This is a genomic window from Mycobacterium sp. UM_Kg27 (assembly GCF_000972905.1).
Classification (GTDB): Bacteria; Actinomycetota; Actinomycetes; order Mycobacteriales; family Mycobacteriaceae; genus Mycobacterium.
On the sequence record NZ_JRMM01000119.1, the window covers coordinates 1 to 14018 of the forward strand.

Below are 14018 nucleotides of genomic sequence, written 5' to 3' on the forward strand. Positions count from 1 at the left end.
GGGCTGGGCGGCTACTTCCCGCCGCTGGTGATGGGTGCTACCTACGATCCCGTGCGCAACAGCTACGCCGTGGGGCTCCTGCTGCTGGTAGCCACCGCGGTGATCCTGTTCGGCTACACCGCAGTATTCCTGCGCGCGCAGGAACCGAACACTGCACTAGTACCGTCGAGGTGAAGGAGACATCATGACGACAACCGCCGATCCGGCCACGCCGCGACGTTCGCGGGCATGGATCACCGGAGCCGCGATCACCGCCATGCTGGGGCTGTTCTTTGCGTTCGACGCCATTCCGAAGATCCTGGGGTTGGCCTTCGCCCGCGAAGCCACCGAAGGGCTCGGCTTTTCCCCCGACAAAACGGCGATGATCGGCTGGGTACTACTGGTATGTCTCGTCGTCTTCCTGGTCCCGCGCACCGCCGTGCTGGGTGCGCTGGGCCTGACCGCCTACCTGGGTGGTGCGGTGACGATCAACCTGCACGCTGACAAGCCGCTGGCGGGCTTCGTGCTGTCCGGGGTGTATGTCGGGGTACTGGTGTGGATCGGCCTCATCCTGCGACGCCCGGAACTGTTACGAGTGTTGGGACTTCGGCGCGGCTGAGAGCTCAGCGCGGCGGCAGCTGCTCCAACAGCTCGTCGAGGAATCCGCCCGCCTCACGCCCGGCGGCCTCCACGTCGGCCGCGGCGATCGCGTCCACCAGGCCCCGGTGCCGGATCTGGTCCGCCTGCACCGGTTTTGCGCTGGTGGTGGCCACACTGGCCATCAGTACCTCGGTGAGCCCGCAGTACAGCTCGGTCAACACTGGATTGTGCGAGCAGCGGACCACCGCGAGATGAAAATCGGTGTCGGCCCGGACGAACTCGTCGTGTCTGCCCTCCTGCTGGTGGCTGTCGCGGCGATCCAACAGTGCGCGCAGCTCAGCCAAGTCCGCATCGGTGCGGGCGGCGGCAGCCAGGCGTGCCCCTTCCACCTCCAGGCAACGTCGGACCTGTAGTACGTCGCGCAGCTGCGGGCCGCACAGTCGGCGCACCGCGCCGGACACCTCACTGGTGGCGCGCACGTAGGTGCCGTCGCCCTGGCGGACCTCCAGGATGCCGCTGTGGGCCAGCGCCCGGACCGCCTCACGCACGGTGTTGCGGCCGACACCAAGCGCGTCGGCGAGCTCGGGTTCGGTGGGGATTCGCGAATCGACCGGCCATTCCCCGCCGGTCACTGAGGCGCGAAGCTGCTCAATCACCTGATCGACCAAGCCGGTGCGACGGGTGGTGACCAACGGCACAGTATCCTCCCTTCATCCAGTCATAGGATGTATGCGATCCTACTTCAGGTGACCTGCACCGCCCGCAACGAAACACTCGGCCAGTACGAGCACGACCTTGAACTGGAAATCGAGGGTGCCGCCGAGTTCCGGCCGGCGACGATGGCGGCCGGCGGTGTATTGCTGACCGTCGCGGTGGTCTTGACCGCACTGAACCTGCGCCCGGCGATCACCAGCGTGGGTCCGCTGCTTCCGGAAATGCGGGGCGCGCTGGGCGCCTCAGACACCTGGGCCGGGGTCCTGACCACGTTGCCCGGTCTGTGCTTCGCTGCCGCCGGGCTGGCCGCGCCGTGGTTGTCACGGCGGATCGGGCTGGGGCGCACGGTTTCGGCGGCGCTACTGATACTCGTTGCCGGACTGCTGATTCGGGTCTGCGATGGGCCTCTCGTCGTGCTCGGCGGAACGTTGGTGGCAACCGCCGGAATCGCGTTGATCAACGTGCTGATCCCGGTGATCATCCGGGGATCCTTCCCCGCCCAGGTCGGCCTGATGACCGGGATCTACACCGCGGCGCTGCAAGGGGGAGGAGCGTTGGGCTCCGCGGTCACCCCGGTGCTCGACAACGCGCTGGGCGGTTGGCGCTCAGCCCTGGGCGCGTGGAGCGCACTGGCGCTGCTGGCGCTGGCGGCCTGGGTGGTGGGGGCCCGCGGATTCGACCGGCCCGACACCACCGCGCCCGCGGCCACCACGAAAGGCCGGTCGCTGCTGCGCAGCAAGCTGGCCTGGACTGTCACGCTGTTCTTCGGCACCCAGTCCTTCCTCGCCTACGTGGTGATGGGCTGGCTGCCCGAGGTGCTCATCGAGAACGGAACAACCGAAACCCGCGCGGGCCTACTGCTCGGCCTGATCTCGTTGATCGCGGTGCCGATCAGCCTGATCGTCTCGCCGCTGGCCGCCCGCCGGGACAGTCAAAGCGGATGGATCGTCGGACTGGGAGTGCTTGGCATGGCCGGCATGCTCGGTCTGCTGATCGCGCCCGCGGCCGCGCCACTGCTGTGGAGCGTGCTGGTGGGTCTGGGGATGAGCGTGTTCTCGTTGGCCCTCACCGTGATTGCGCTGCGAGCCCGCGACGCACAAGACACCGCAAGCCTGTCGGGGATGGCGCAGGGCTTCGGCTACCTGCTCGCCGGGGTCGGCCCGTTCACGTTTGGTCTGTTGCACCAGGTGAGTGGTGGATGGACCGTGCCGTGGCTGATGATGCTCACCGTGTACGTGGTGCAGACAGCGGCGGGCGCACTGGCGGGGCGCAACCGCTATGTCTGAGCAGCGCTCGCCAAACGTGCACTGAGACCGGGGATTTCGCGATGCCGTCAGCCTGTGTGCACGTTCGGTGATTGTTGGGTCCTAGGGCTGCCGCAACGACGCGGTGTCGATGACGAAGCGGTAGCGCACGTCTGATGCCAGCACACGCTCGTACGCGGTGTTGATGTAATCGGGTTCGATGACCTCGATCTCGGGACGCACGCCGTGCTCGGCGCAGAAGTTCAGCATCTCCTGGGTCTCGGCGATCCCACCGATCAACGAGCCCGTGACGCTGCGCCGCATCCGCACCAGCGCACTCGGCGGCACCGTCAGGGCGTGCTCGGGCATGCCCAACTCGACCAGGGTGCCGTCCAGGGTGAGCAGGTTCAGATATGCGCCCAGATCCAGGCTGGCCGAGACGGTGTTCAAGATGACGTCGAACTTGCCGCGCAGATCTTTGAACGTCTGCCGATCGCTGGTCGCGTGGTAGTGCTCGGCCCCCAACCGCAGGCCGTCCTCCATCTTCTTCAGCGACTGCGACAGCACCGTTACCTCAGCGCCCATCGCGACCCCGAGCTTGACGGCCATGTGGCCGAGGCCGCCGAGGCCGACGACCGCCATCCGCTTGCCAACACCGACATTCCAGTGCCGCAGCGGTGAATAGGTGGTCACTCCGGCACAGAGCAGGGGAGCGGCGGCGTCCAGGGGAATCTCGTCGGGGATGCTCAAGACGTAGTTCTCGTCGACGACGATCGCGCCGCTGTAGCCGCCCTGCGTCGGCTGGCCGTCGCGGCCGACACCGGCGTAGGTGCCGATCATGCCGCCGCCGGTGCAGTACTGCTCGTGGCCGGCCAGGCAGCTCGGGCACTCGCGGCAGGAGTCGACGAAGCAGCCGACGCCGACCCGGTCGCCGACCTTGTGCTTGGTGACCTCAGATCCGACCGCGGTCACCACGCCGGCGATCTCGTGGCCGGGAACCAGGGGATACTGCGGAGCGCCCCACTCGGCTCTGACGGTGTGGATGTCGGAATGGCAGATGCCGGCGAAATGAATGTCGAACGCCACGTCGTGCGGACCGGGTTCCCGGCGGGTGATGGTGGTCCTGCTCAGCGGGTCGGTTGCCGACGTGGCGGCGTAAGCGGAAACGGTGCTCATAGTGGAGATTCCTCTTCAGATATGCGTCGACACGTAAAAAGATAGCTTAGCAAAGTTATTTGCTGTCAAGCTTGTCCCGATGGCGTGAGATCGGTCACCGCCGGCGCGGGAACAGGGGCTCCGGCTTAGTTGATCGGCGCGTTGACCCAGCGTAGGTCTTCGGCCACGCCGCGTGCGGCGACCGGTCCCTGCCCGGTCTGCCACACCTCGTTGTTGACGACGAAAACCCGGCTGTCACGGTTGGCCGCAAGCCGTCGCCAGGCGACGCTGTCGAACACGGTGGCCGCCCGCGCCTTCACTGCCGGGGAGACGAAAGAGACGTACACGATGTCGCCATCGGCTGCCGAGAAATCCGCCCGCCCGGCCAGATCGCCATCGTTAGCTGGGATCTCGAGGTAAGGCCGATCGGTGAACCGCTGCAACGGGGGGCGGTCCACCCCAACCGCCTTGAGCACGCTGGCGGCGAAGCCGGAGGCCCCGTACACCCGCACGCTGTCGTCGGTGAGCTCCACCACCGACACCTGGAAGTGGGTGGCGTCGCTGACCTCGCGGGTTTCGGCTGCGTACGCGCTGAACCGCTCGAGCACCTCGTCGGCAGCGCCGGTGCGTGCTGTCGCGGCGCCGACACCGCGCACGTTGTCCTCCCACCCCGAACCCGGCGCCCCGGTGAAAACGGTGGGCGCGATCGCGGCCAGCTCCGCATAGCCGGGTGTCAGGCCATGGGCGCCCAGGATCAGATCCGGATGCAGCTCGGCGATGGCGCCGATATCGGGGTTGCTGCGCGAGCCCACAGCCGCGACACCGTGTATTACCGCGCCCAGGTAGGAGGGTTGCTTGTCTGCTCCGTCCGGCAGCGCGGCGCCGACCACACGGGACTGCAGGCCCAGCGCGCACAGCGTGTCGAGCTGGTCGCCGGAGAGCACCACGATGCGCTCGGCCTGCTCGGGAACCTCGACACTGGCCGGCTGCACCTCGGCCGCGTTGTGGACCCAGCGCATCGCCGGCCCGGGGTCGGGCTGTGCGGGCTCGGCCGCGCAGGACTCGTCGGGACGCCGGTCATTGCCGAGCACACCCGCCCCGGCGACCATCGTGGTCGTGGTGGAGATCGAGGTTGGGGCGGTTTCTGCCGCATCGCCCGCGCATCCGGCCGTCGTGAGCAAGGTCACGGCAAGCGCTACTGCGGACGCCGCCCGCCGGTCCACCCTGGTCACGCGGTGACGTTAACACCCACGGCGGAGCACCCCTCGAGGAGACGAATACGACAGTTTGTAGGAGGCCTATACCGACGGGGCGACGCTCGGGGTTAGGATTCGACCAAGTTTCCCGGGATGCCCATGTTTGGAGGAATCTTGACCGCCGAAGCACCCCCACGCGCAGAACTCGAGGCCAGTCGGCCCTTCCCTGCGTTGATGGGCCCCAAGGGCAGCCTGATCTACAAGCTGATCACCACCACCGATCACAAGCTGATCGGCATCATGTACTGCGTCGCGTGTATGGCCTTCTTCTTCATCGGTGGCCTGCTCGCGCTGTTGATGCGTACTGAGCTGGCGGTGCCGGGCCTGCAGTTCCTGTCCAACGAGCAGTTCAACCAGCTGTTCACCATGCACGGCACGGTGATGCTGCTCTTCTACGCGACGCCGATCGTGTTCGGGTTCTCCAACCTGGTGCTGCCGCTGCAGATCGGCGCCCCGGACGTGGCTTTCCCCCGCCTCAACGCGTTCTCGTTCTGGCTGTTCCTGTTCGGCGCGACCATCGCCTTGGCCGGCTTCATCACCCCCGGGGGTGCTGCCGACTTCGGCTGGACCGCCTACACCCCGCTGAGCGACGCGGTGCACTCCCCGGGTGCCGGCGGCGACCTGTGGATCATGGGCCTCGCCGTCGGTGGTCTGGGAACCATCCTGGGTGCGGTGAACATGATCACCACGGTGGCCTGCATGCGCGCCCCAGGCATGACCATGTTCCGGATGCCGATCTTCACCTGGAACATTCTGGTCACCTCGATCCTGGTGCTGATCGTCTTCCCGTTGCTGACCGCGGCGCTGTTCGGTCTGGCCGTCGACCGTCACCTGGGTGGACACGTCTACGACTCCGCCAACGGTGGCGTACTGCTGTGGCAGCACTTGTTCTGGTTCTTCGGCCACCCCGAGGTGTACATCATCGCGCTGCCGTTCTTCGGCATCGTCAGCGAAGTGTTCCCGGTCTTCGCCCGCAAGCCGATCTTCGGCTACGTCACCTTGGTGTACGCGACGCTGGCCATCGCCGGGCTGTCGACCGCGGTATGGGCGCACCACATGTTCGCCACCGGCGCGGTGCTGCTGCCGTTCTTCTCGCTGCTGACCCTGATGATCGCCATCCCGACCGGTCTGAAGTTCTTCAACTGGATCGGAACCCTGTGGCGGGGCCAGCTGACCTTCGAGACACCGATGCTGTTCGGGCTCGGCTTCATCGTCACCTTCCTGGCCGGTGGCCTGACCGGCGTGATGCTGGCTAGCCCGCCGTTGGACTTCCACGTCAGCGACAGCTACTTCCTGATCGCGCACTTCCACTACGTGCTGTTCGGCACCATCGTGTTCGCGACGTTCTCCGGGATCTACTTCTGGTTCCCGAAGATGACCGGCCGGCTGCTCGACGAGCGGCTCGGGAAGTTGCACTTCTGGCTGACCTTCATCGGGTTCCACACCACGTTCCTGATCCAGCACTGGCTGGGCAACATGGGTATGCCGCGTCGGTACGCCGACTACCTGCCCACTGACGGCTTCACCGCGTTCAACATCGTGTCGACAGTCGGGGCGTTCATTCTGGGCTCGTCCATGATCGCCTTCACCTGGAACGTCTTCAAGAGCTGGCGTTACGGCGAGGTCGTCACCGTGGACGACCCGTGGGGCTACGGCAACTCCCTGGAGTGGGCCACCAGCTGCCCGCCGCCGCGGCACAACTTCACCGAGCTGCCCCGGATCCGTTCGGAGCGTCCGGCTTTCGAGCTGCACTACCCGCACATGGTCGACCGGTTGCGGGCTGAGGCGCACGTCGGCCGTCACCCCGGTGACGAGCTGTACGAACCCGCAAACGCTTGATGAGCCCGCTGGGGGAGAGGCGGCGCCCGGTCGAGCCGGGCGCCCGCCAGGGGTGAGCACGCCCAAGGTGGCGGTGTTGATCACTGTCACCGGTGTCGATCAGCCGGGCGTGACGTCGGCCCTCTTCGAGGTGCTGTCGCGCTACGAAGTGGAGTTGCTCAACGTCGAACAGGTCGTGGTCCGCGGTCGCCTCACGCTGGGCGTGCTGGTGTCCGCGGAGCCGGAGGTGGCCGACGGGCCGGCGTTCGCCGACGAGGTCACTACCGCGATTCGCGGTGTGGGACTCGACGTCACGATCGAACGCAGCGATGACGCGCCGATCATCGCGGCACCCTCCACGCACCGGATCGTGGTCTTGGGGCGGCCGGTGGCCGCTACGGCCCTGGGGGCAATGGCTCACGAGATCGCCGAGATCGACGCCAACATCGACATGATCCGCGGCGTTTCCGACTACCCGGTGACCGGGCTGGAACTGCGGGTCTCGGTGCCGGTCGGTGCCGCCGGCCGGTTGCAGTCCGCGCTGAGCAAAGTCGCCGCGGAGCAGCAGGTCGACGTGGCTTTCCAGGATGCCAGCCTGTCACGCCGGACCAAGCGCCTGATCGTGTTCGACGTCGACTCCACCCTGATTCAGGGCGAGGTCATCGAGATGCTCGCCGACCGGGCCGGTGCCGGGGACGCGGTCGCCGCGATCACCGAGGCCGCGATGCGCGGCGAACTCGACTTCGCCGAATCGCTGCACCACCGGGTGTCCACGCTGTCCGGTCTACCCGCCAGTGTCGTCGACGAGGTCGCCGAACAGATCGAGCTGACCCCCGGTGCCCGCACCACGGTGCGCACGCTGCGCCGCCTCGGCTTCAAATGCGGTGTGGTGTCCGGCGGCTTCCGGCAGGTGATCGAGCCGCTGGCGGCCGAGCTGCAGCTCGACTTCGTTGCGGCCAACGAGCTGGAGATCGTCGACGGCAAACTCACCGGACGGGTGATCGGTCCCGTGGTCGACCGGGCCGGCAAGGCCGACTCGTTGCGGGAGTTCGCCGCTCAGGCGGGGGTGCCGCTGGAGCAGACGGTGGCTGTCGGAGACGGCGCCAATGACATCGACATGCTGTCCACGGCGGGCCTGGGTGTGGCGTTCAACGCCAAGCCGGCGTTGCGCGAGGTGGCCGATGCCTCGCTGAGCTACCCGTATCTGGACACGGTGCTGTTCCTGCTCGGGGTCACCCGGGCCGAGATCGAGGCTGCCGACGCGCACGACGGCGTGCTGCGCCGGGTAGAGATTCCGCCGGTTTAGAACAGGGCGCCGATCACGGCCAATGGCAGTAGCCCGATATCGGCGGCCAGTGGGATGCCGATCGCATCCAGCAGGTTGCCGTCGGCGAGCTCGGACATGAACACGTCGTAGTTGTACTGGGGCAGGGTGATCAGCAACGCGCTGAGCACGTCGAGCGGCGGGAAACCGGTGTGTGGCGGGAACGTTTCGAAGAGGTCCTGCCAGGTGGTGGGCACGAAGGTCAGCAGCGAGCTGTCGCCTCCTTGGACGGCCAGTGCGGTATTGAGCAGCTGTTCGGCCCAGTCCGGCAACGAGTAGACGTAGTTGGCCGGGTCCAACAACGTGTTGAAGGCATCCGTGATGCCCTTCTGCACACCGTCGAACAGGGCTTGCGGAACCTGTTGCAGGACACTGAGATCCGGCAGGAAGCCGATCCCGGTGGGGACGTCGGCGAATCCGGGGCTCCAGCCGTGCTCCAGGTTGCCGTAGCCCAGATTCACCAGCACCCGCAGGGCCGGCTGTAACAGATCGACCAGTGGATCGCCGATGAACGGCAGCAGTTGCAGCGGTGCAAGCAGCGGCAGAGTGCTGACCGGCAGCATGTAATAGTCGGTCAAGATGTCGTCGGATGACGTCGGCAGCGGCACCGCATTCGCGATCTCCTCGGGGCTTAGGCCCAGGTAGGTCACGTGCTCGAAGAAGATGCCGAACACGGCGTTGAGGGTGGACAAGAAGTCGATCGGATACTGCGGGAAGTCGGCGAAGCCGTCGTATTCGTGGGTGTAGACGGTGGTGGGGAACAGGTCGCTGGGTTGGGGGCCGCTGAAGGTCAGCCCGAGGCTCGGTATGTCCTGATGGGCACCGGCCGGCAGATCGAAGCGGGTCAACAATCCCCCGTTGGGCAGGGCCTCGTCACCGATCAGCACGAAGTGCACGTAGTCGCTGGGCACCCCCTCGTCGGCGAGTTGCTGCATCAGCAACGAGGAGATCACCGCGCTCTGCGACCACCCGAACACCACCACGGGATTGTCGGCGTCGACCTGACCTCCGACGATCTGTCGCAAGATCGCGAGCTCCAGGATCTGGCTGCCCTCGGCGGCCGACTCGTCGAAGGTTCCGGTGAACGGGCCCAGGAAGGGATACAGCGCCTCGGGGGTGCTGAGGATCTGGGTGGTGCCGGTGAAACCCAGCGGTGCCAGGTAGAGCTCGTTGACCGCGTCGGCGTAGGTCTGACTCGGGGTGGGCATACCGCTGCCGCCCATGATCACAGCCGTTCCACCGCCCAGTGGCGGGGTGGGTGCGCCGATGCCGGTGAGCTGCACCGCGGGGAATCCGGGATCCGCGGCAGTGGGGGACGTGATGAGGCCGGCGCCGACGAGGCAGACTGCGAGCGCACTGGGAAGACGAATCATCCAAGCCCCCTAAGCCTAAGCCTAAGAACCGGTGTGGGCTGATCTTGGCAAACATTACAACAGCCCAACGCCGCGGCGGGGTGAAGTAGTTCAGCCCGGAACGTGCCCCGGCTAGCGCCACCCCGGTCGGTCGCCGCGGAGCCGGGATACGGCACGATAGGGCCGTGCCCGATACCGGACGTTCCGCTCCCGCAACCGGGGCCGATCAGGATCTGTTGATCCACTTCGAAGGCATTTCCCTGTGCCGTGACGGGCGTTCTCTGGTGGGGCCGTTGGACTGGTCGGTCGAACTCGACGAACGCTGGGTGATCATCGGGCCCAACGGTGCGGGCAAGACGTCGTTGCTGCGGATCGCCGCAGCCACCGAGCACCCGTCCTCGGGCGTGGCCTACGTCTTGGGCGAACAGCTGGGCCGGGTCGACACCACCGAGCTGCGGGCCCGCGTCGGGCTGAGCTCGTCGTCGCTGGCGCAGCGGATCCCAGACGGGGAAACGGTCAGTGACCTGGTCCTCTCGGCCGGCTACGCGGTGCTGGGACGGTGGCGCGAACGTTATGACACCGTCGACTACGAGCGGGCGGTCGACTTGTTGGAGAGCCTGGGTGCCGAGCATCTGGCCGACCGCACCTACGGCACGCTGAGCGAAGGCGAGCGCAAGCGCGTGCTGATCGCCCGCGCCTTGATGACCGACCCGGAGCTATTACTGCTCGACGAGCCGGCGGCCGGCTTGGACTTGGGCGGGCGCGAGGAGCTGGTGGCGCGCCTGGGGGATCTGGCCGCCGACCCGGATGCACCCGCGATCGTGCTGGTCACGCACCACGTTGAGGAGATTCCGGTCGGATTCAGCCACTGCCTGCTGCTGGCCGAGGGCCGCGCGGTGGCCGCCGGCCTGCTCGAGGACGTGCTCACGGCCGAGAACCTGTCGGCCACGTTCGGCCAGTCGATCTCACTGGATGTCATCGACGGGCGCTACTTCGCGCGCCGAACCCGTAGTCGAGCTGCCCACCGGAGGCGCGCATGAACGAACCCCAGCCGCCACCGCTGCCGACGAGACCTGCCGCGACGGTGATGCTGGTACGCGAGGACGTCCCCGGCGGGCAGGGCCTGGACGTATTCCTGATGCGCCGCCATGCCGCGATGGAGTTCGCCGCCGGCGTGATGGTTTTTCCCGGCGGGGGCGTCGATGACCGTGACCGCAGCACCGAGATCGCCTGGCACGGGCCCGAGCCGACGTGGTGGGCGCAGCGTTTCGGCGTGGACGTGGAACTGGCCGCGGCACTGGTCTGCGCGGCCGCACGCGAGACGTTCGAGGAATCCGGGGTGCTGTTCGCCGGGCCCGCTGATGATCCGGACCGGGTTGTCTCCGATGCGTCGGTGTACGCCGAGTCCCGGCGAGCGCTGAACGCCGGCGAGCTGTCGTTCGCCGACTTTCTGCGCACCGAGCATCTGGTGCTGCATGCCGAGTTGCTGCGGCCCTGGGCCAACTGGGTGACTCCGGAGGCTGAGCGCACCCGCCGCTACGACACCTACTTCTTCGTGGGTGCACTGCCGGTCGGGCAGCGCGCGGACGGCGAGAACACCGAATCCGACCGCGCCGGCTGGCTCACGCCGGAGGCGGCGATCGAGGATTTCGCTGCCGGGAACAGCTTCTTGCTACCGCCGACCTGGACCCAGCTGGATTCGCTTATCGGCCGCAGCATCGAAGCCGTGATGGCGGTGGAACGCCAGATCGTGGTGGTGCAGCCGGACCTGGCGCGCCGCGGCGACAACTGGGAGATCGAGTTCTTCAACTCCGACCGTTACAACGCAGCACGCGGAAAGCGTTGGCTCGGATGAGCGAATTCGTATCGGTGCACACCTCAGCCGACGAGCCCGGGGTGGCCACGATGGTGGTCTCGCGGACGCCGACCAACGCTATGACCCGGCAGGTCTACCGGGAGATCGCTTCGGCCGCGGCCGAAGTGTCGGCCCGCGACGACGTCGCAACTGTGGTGTTGTACGGGGGCCACGAGATCTTTTGCGCCGGCGACGATGTACCCGAACTGCGCACGCTGATCGCGGCGGAGGCGCAGGTCTTTGCCCGGGTGCGCCACGAAGCCGTGCAGGCGGTAGCGGCAATCGCAAAGCCGACGGTGGCGGCCATCACCGGCTACGCGCTGGGCAGTGGTTTGGCGCTGGCGCTGGCCGCGGATTGGCGAATCAGCGGCGACAACGTCAAGTTCGGGGCGACTGAAATTCTGGCCGGTCTCGCTCCCGACGGTGGCGGGCTGGCCCGGCTGGCCCGAACCATCGGTGCCAGCCGCGCCAAAGAATTGGCGTACAGCGGCCGGTTCTTTGATGCTGAAGAGGCGCTGGCCCTGGGCCTGATCGACGACATGGTCGCGCCCGACGGCGTCTACGACGCCGCGATCGTCTGGGCCCGCCGCTTCATCGACACCCCGGCACAGGCGCTGGCCGCGGCCAAGGCCTCGATCGACTCCGTCGAGACCGAGCCTCCTGCCGACCGAGCCGCCGCCGACCAACGCCGCTACGGCGAGCTGTTCGCCGCCCGCACCGCTGGGGAAGGCTCTTAGGCGCCACGGCCCCCGGGGGCTTGGGGCCATGACGGTTTCTTTTCACGTTTTTATCAGCTAACGTCCAGTCAGCGGCCAGAGCCGCCTCGAGCCCGGCGTTAGGAACTCACCATGCAGTCATCTGCCATCCGCCCCTGGACCACCGCGGCCGTCGCACTGCTGGGCGCGGGCGCCGTTGCGGCCGGTCCGGTCGTGATGCCGCAGGCCGGAGCCGTGGCAGTGGACTTCCTGCTGACCGCTCAGGACATCACTTTGGACCTGGTGCGCCACGGGCAGTCGGTGGACAACTTCGAGGGAATCCTGGGCACCATCCCGCCGGGCGCCGCGCTGACCGCGCTCGGGGAGCAGGAGGCCGCCTACCTTGCCAATCCCGCCAACCCGCTGCACCTTGCCGACCCCGACTTCTACAGCGGGATTTACGTTTCCGAGTTCCTCCGCTCGCAGGAAACGGCCGGCGGGTGGCTGAGCGCCGCAGGCGCGCCGGACACACCGCTGACGATCCTGGCCGGACTCAACGAGATCAATGCCGGATGGTTCGAGGGCCACGAACTCAACCTCCTCACCCAGGTCGCCTACGCTCTGCCGACTTTCATGTGGGCTCTGGGTCACTACTGGGTGCCCATGTTGGGCTCCACGATCGACCCGAACGGGGTGGCGTTCAACGATCGCGTTACCGATGCGATCGCGGCCATCTACAGCAACAGCGTCTCCGACCCGGAAAGCTCGCTCAACGACGTGGCGTTCGCGCACGCCGGAACGATCGCGATCTGGACGTTGATGAACGTCAAGAACCCCGACTTCGGGCTGGTTCTCTCCCAACTGCTCGACACGCATACCCCGCTGGACAACACCGGTCAGGTCATCATCGAGGGCAACCCCACCGACGGCTGGACGCTGGTCAGCTGGGGCGGGCAGGAGGTGTCGGCGACTCCGGACCTGTTGACCGGGCTGTTCGTCGACTGGCGGGACCTGAACGTCGCGCCGCAGATCGCGACGTGGCACATCCTGGAGGCGTTGCAGGGCGGGGACCAGGCCGAGATCGCCGCAGCGCTGCAGACCGGTTTCGACCAGGTGCTCGGAGCTATCACCGCGTTCCCGCAGGCGGTGTTCGAGACCATCACGGGCGCGCTGGACGGCTAAGCCGCCGCCGCATGAACCGGGCGGTTCAGCGAGTCTCGACGTAGGAGAGGCGAAGCTGGGACCGGCCCATCAACCCCGCGGTACAGCCAGTCTCGACGTAGGAGAGGCGAAGCTGGGACCGTTGCATCGGAATTCGCGGATTAAGCATTGACATAGGAAAAATGGGGGGATATTTTCAGCGAAGTATTGCGCTACGCGTCGGAGCGTAACGGAAGCTACGGACTCGCTGAAGGAGAAGGTCATGCAGCACACCCGCCCGTGGATCACCGCCGGGGTCGCCCTTGTCGGCGCCGGCCTCGTGGCCGTTGCCCCGGTGGCTCCGATAGCCGCGCCGCTGCCCGGCATCGCGCGACCCGATATCACGCTGACCGCCGTCGACATGGTGCTCGACCTGGTCCGTCACGGCCAGTCGACCGAGAACGTCTCGGACTACGTCGGAACGACGCCCCCGGGTGCACCGCTCACCGAGCTCGGTGAGCAACAGGCCATCGACGTCGGCAACGGCCTCTACAACGGGGGTGACAACAACATCGGCGGGGTGTACGCCTCGGACTTCCTGCGCGCCCAGCAGACGGCGTGGCCGTTGGTCCAGTTGCTGGCCGGGCAACCTGTCGATCCAGCCAACTTTCCGGACGGGCCGCCGCCGCTGCTCGCGCCCGAGCAGATCCTGTCCGGGCTCGGCGAGATCAACGCGGGGTGGCTGGAAGGACAGAGCGGCACCATCTCCGGCCTCCTCTATCTGTTGCCCACGATCGCGTGGATGACCGGGGCGTACTGGGTGCCGATGCTGGGCTCGGACATCAACCCCAACGGGATGGCGTTCCAGCTGTCTCTTATACACATC

At 67.0% G+C, this 14018-nt stretch carries 13 protein-coding genes and 1 pseudogene; 10 read left to right on the forward strand and 4 right to left on the reverse strand.

Annotation, left to right across the window (positions count from 1 at the left end; genetic code table 11):
* Together LI94_RS23250 and LI94_RS16615 are read left to right on the forward strand one after the other, a co-directional pair.
* Positions 1-174 (forward strand): annotated as a pseudogene (locus LI94_RS23250) (MFS transporter); the annotation flags it as partial.
* A gap of 10 nt (positions 175-184) precedes the next feature.
* Positions 185-598, forward strand: a complete 414-nt coding sequence (locus LI94_RS16615) for a DoxX family protein (protein WP_024440230.1) — start codon at positions 185-187, stop codon at positions 596-598.
* A gap of 4 nt (positions 599-602) precedes the next feature.
* Here LI94_RS16615 and LI94_RS16620 read toward each other — a convergent pair whose 3' ends face one another.
* Positions 603-1277 carry a FadR/GntR family transcriptional regulator gene (locus tag LI94_RS16620; RefSeq protein ID WP_024440229.1) on the reverse strand — a complete coding sequence of 225 codons (675 nt, stop codon included), beginning with the start codon at positions 1275-1277 and terminating at the stop codon, positions 603-605.
* Between the two features lie 141 nt (positions 1278-1418).
* Between LI94_RS16620 and LI94_RS16625 the strand changes: the two genes are divergently transcribed.
* The gene (locus tag LI94_RS16625) at positions 1419-2579 is read left to right on the forward strand and encodes an MFS transporter (protein ID WP_046301877.1); all 1161 of its coding nucleotides are present in this window, start codon (positions 1419-1421) and stop codon (positions 2577-2579) included.
* An 81-nt stretch (positions 2580-2660) separates the two neighbouring features.
* Here the strand turns inward: LI94_RS16625 and LI94_RS16630 are convergent, their stop codons facing one another.
* Positions 2661-3713 carry an NAD(P)-dependent alcohol dehydrogenase gene (locus tag LI94_RS16630; protein WP_024440227.1) on the reverse strand — a complete coding sequence of 351 codons (1053 nt, stop codon included), beginning with the start codon at positions 3711-3713 and terminating at the stop codon, positions 2661-2663.
* Positions 3714-3838: 125 nt separating this feature from the next.
* Positions 3839-4924, reverse strand: a complete 1086-nt coding sequence (locus LI94_RS16635) for an iron-siderophore ABC transporter substrate-binding protein (RefSeq protein ID WP_052739964.1) — start codon at positions 4922-4924, stop codon at positions 3839-3841.
* 138 nt (positions 4925-5062) lie between these two features.
* On the opposite strand from LI94_RS16635, the gene ctaD reads away from it, so the two are divergent.
* Together ctaD and serB are read left to right on the forward strand one after the other, a co-directional pair.
* The gene (ctaD, locus tag LI94_RS16640; RefSeq protein WP_024440225.1) at positions 5063-6787 is read left to right on the forward strand and encodes a cytochrome c oxidase subunit I; all 1725 of its coding nucleotides are present in this window, start codon (positions 5063-5065) and stop codon (positions 6785-6787) included.
* 52 nt (positions 6788-6839) lie between these two features.
* Positions 6840-8072: a phosphoserine phosphatase SerB gene (gene serB, locus LI94_RS16645; protein WP_024440224.1), complete on the forward strand. Its 1233-nt coding sequence runs from the start codon at positions 6840-6842 to the stop codon at positions 8070-8072.
* On the opposite strand, the gene LI94_RS16650 is transcribed toward serB, so the two are convergent.
* Positions 8069-9463, reverse strand: coding sequence for a PE-PPE domain-containing protein (locus LI94_RS16650; RefSeq protein ID WP_046301873.1), 1395 nt, complete (start codon positions 9461-9463; stop codon positions 8069-8071). The genes serB and LI94_RS16650 overlap by 4 nt on opposite strands.
* Positions 9464-9627: 164 nt before the next feature.
* Here LI94_RS16650 and LI94_RS16655 point away from each other — a divergent pair, with 164 nt between their 5' ends.
* From LI94_RS16655 to LI94_RS16675, 5 genes are all read left to right on the forward strand, one after another.
* Positions 9628-10482 (forward strand): ABC transporter ATP-binding protein, encoded by an 855-nt coding sequence (locus tag LI94_RS16655; RefSeq protein WP_046301874.1) that lies wholly within the window; start codon positions 9628-9630, stop codon positions 10480-10482.
* Positions 10479-11297, forward strand: a complete 819-nt coding sequence (locus LI94_RS16660; protein WP_046301875.1) for an NUDIX hydrolase — start codon at positions 10479-10481, stop codon at positions 11295-11297. Before LI94_RS16655 ends, LI94_RS16660 begins: the two co-directional genes overlap by 4 nt.
* Positions 11294-12034 carry an enoyl-CoA hydratase gene (locus tag LI94_RS16665; protein WP_082105794.1) on the forward strand — a complete coding sequence of 247 codons (741 nt, stop codon included), beginning with the start codon at positions 11294-11296 and terminating at the stop codon, positions 12032-12034. The genes LI94_RS16660 and LI94_RS16665 overlap by 4 nt, the downstream gene beginning before the upstream one ends.
* 111 nt (positions 12035-12145) lie before the next feature.
* Positions 12146-13174: a histidine phosphatase family protein gene (locus LI94_RS16670; RefSeq protein WP_024440219.1), complete on the forward strand. Its 1029-nt coding sequence runs from the start codon at positions 12146-12148 to the stop codon at positions 13172-13174.
* Positions 13175-13415: 241 nt separating this feature from the next.
* Positions 13416-14018 (forward strand): phosphoglycerate mutase family protein (locus tag LI94_RS16675; RefSeq protein ID WP_192830988.1); only part of this gene is annotated, 603 nt, incomplete at its 3' end.

Coding starts and splice junctions, on each gene's coding strand:
- LI94_RS16615 (WP_024440230.1), top strand. CDS start 185: ATGACGACAACCGCCGATCCGGCCACGCCGCGACGTTCGCGGGCATGG.
- LI94_RS16625 (WP_046301877.1), top strand. CDS start 1,419: ATGGCGGCCGGCGGTGTATTGCTGACCGTCGCGGTGGTCTTGACCGCA.
- LI94_RS16630 (WP_024440227.1), bottom strand. CDS start 3,713: ATGAGCACCGTTTCCGCTTACGCCGCCACGTCGGCAACCGACCCGCTG.
- LI94_RS16650 (WP_046301873.1), bottom strand. CDS start 9,463: ATGATTCGTCTTCCCAGTGCGCTCGCAGTCTGCCTCGTCGGCGCCGGC.
- LI94_RS16660 (WP_046301875.1), top strand. CDS start 10,479: ATGAACGAACCCCAGCCGCCACCGCTGCCGACGAGACCTGCCGCGACG.
- LI94_RS16665 (WP_082105794.1), top strand. CDS start 11,294: ATGAGCGAATTCGTATCGGTGCACACCTCAGCCGACGAGCCCGGGGTG.
- LI94_RS16670 (WP_024440219.1), top strand. CDS start 12,146: ATGCAGTCATCTGCCATCCGCCCCTGGACCACCGCGGCCGTCGCACTG.